The 1,462-nt window shown below is 72.4% G+C and carries 1 protein-coding gene; it reads left to right on the top strand.

Going from position 1 to position 1,462, the window contains the following annotated elements:
• On the top strand, positions 1-1,462 hold a 1,462-nt coding region (locus Dsi01nite_RS56845; RefSeq protein WP_239137332.1), incomplete at both ends, for a condensation domain-containing protein.

The raw sequence follows: 1,462 nt of genomic DNA, 5'->3' as shown, positions 1-1,462 counted from the left end.
CTGGAGCCGGACTCGGCCGAATACAACATGCCCGCCGCGGTGCACCTGCGCGGCGAGCTCGACGTGGCGGCGTTGGCCGCGGCGTTGACGGCGTTGGTTGCGCGGCACGAGGTGCTGCGGACCCGGCTGGTTCCCGACGCCGACGGGGTGCCGTGGCAGGTCGTCGATCCGGCCGGGGCGTTCCCGCTCGAGGTCGTGGACCTCTCGGGTGCGGCGGACCCGATCCTCGCAGCGGAGGAGCGGATCGCGGCCGATGCGGCGATGCCGTTCGACCTGTCCGCCGGCGCGATCCGGGCCGCGCTGTACCGGCTGGGGCCGGACGACCACGTGCTGGGCCTGTGCATGCACCACGTCGTGTCCGACGAGTGGTCCGCCGGGATTCTCCGCCGAGAGCTGAACGCGCTGTACGCCGGGGACGCGCTGCCGCCGCTGCCGGTGCAGTACGCCGACTTCGCGGTCTGGCAGCGGCAGTGGCTGACCGGCGAGGTGCTCGAGGGCCAGCTCGACTACTGGCGGCGACGCCTGGCCGGGGCGCCGGTCCTGGACCTGCCGACCGACCGGCTCCGGCCGGCCGTGCGCTCCACGGCGGGCGACGCGGTGCGGTTCGAGGTGCCCCGCGAGGCCGCCGAGGCGCTGCGCGGGCTGGCGCTGAGCAACGGCGCGACGATGTTCATGGTGGCGCTCGCGGCGTACACGGTGCTGCTCGGCCGCTACAGCGGCCAGGACGACATCGTGGTCGGCACCCCGATCGCCAACCGCAACCGGGCCGAGGTCGAGGGCCTGATCGGGTTCTTCGTCAACACCCTCGCGCTGCGCACCGACCTGTCCGGAGACCCGACCTTCGGCGAGTTGCTGGCCCGGGTGCGGTCAGAGACCCTGGCCGCGTACGCCAACCAGGACGTGCCGTTCGAGAAGCTCGTCGACGACCTCGTAACGGTGCGGGACCGTTCGCGGACCCCGCTGTACCAGGTGTTCTTCGCATACCTCGACGGCGAGACGGACGCCTCCGGCGAGGGCGCGCTGGAACTTGCGAACGACACGACGACGTGCGACCTGACCGTGACCGTGGCCGGGTCGGCGTCGGGTGGGCTGGTCGGCTCGGTCGAATACGCGACGAGCCTGTTCGAGCGGGACTCGATGCAGCGGTTCGCGCTCGAGTTCGCCGCGATCCTGGTGGACCTGGCGGCGGCGCCGCGGGTGCCGTTGTCGCAGCTGCCGCCGGTGGAGTTGCCGGCGTGGGAGCGGGGTGCGGCGCTGGCGGAGCCGTTGGTGTCGGGTGTGCATGGGTTGATTGAGCGTTGGGTGGTGGAGACACCGGATGCGGTGGCGGTGGAGTGTGGCGCGGTCCGGTTGACGTTTGCGGAGTTGGACGTGTGGGCGGGGCGGTTGGCGGGTGCGTTGCAGCGGCAGGGCGTGGGCGTGGAGTCGGTGGTGGGGGTGTGTGTGGAGCGTGGGGTTGAGG

The sequence above is a fragment of the Dactylosporangium siamense genome (genome assembly GCF_016862795.1).
In the GTDB taxonomy this organism is placed as follows: domain Bacteria; phylum Actinomycetota; class Actinomycetes; order Mycobacteriales; family Micromonosporaceae; genus Dactylosporangium; species Dactylosporangium siamense.
The sequence above is the reverse complement of the archived record's forward strand: the minus strand, read 5'-3'. Positions and strand labels throughout refer to the sequence as shown.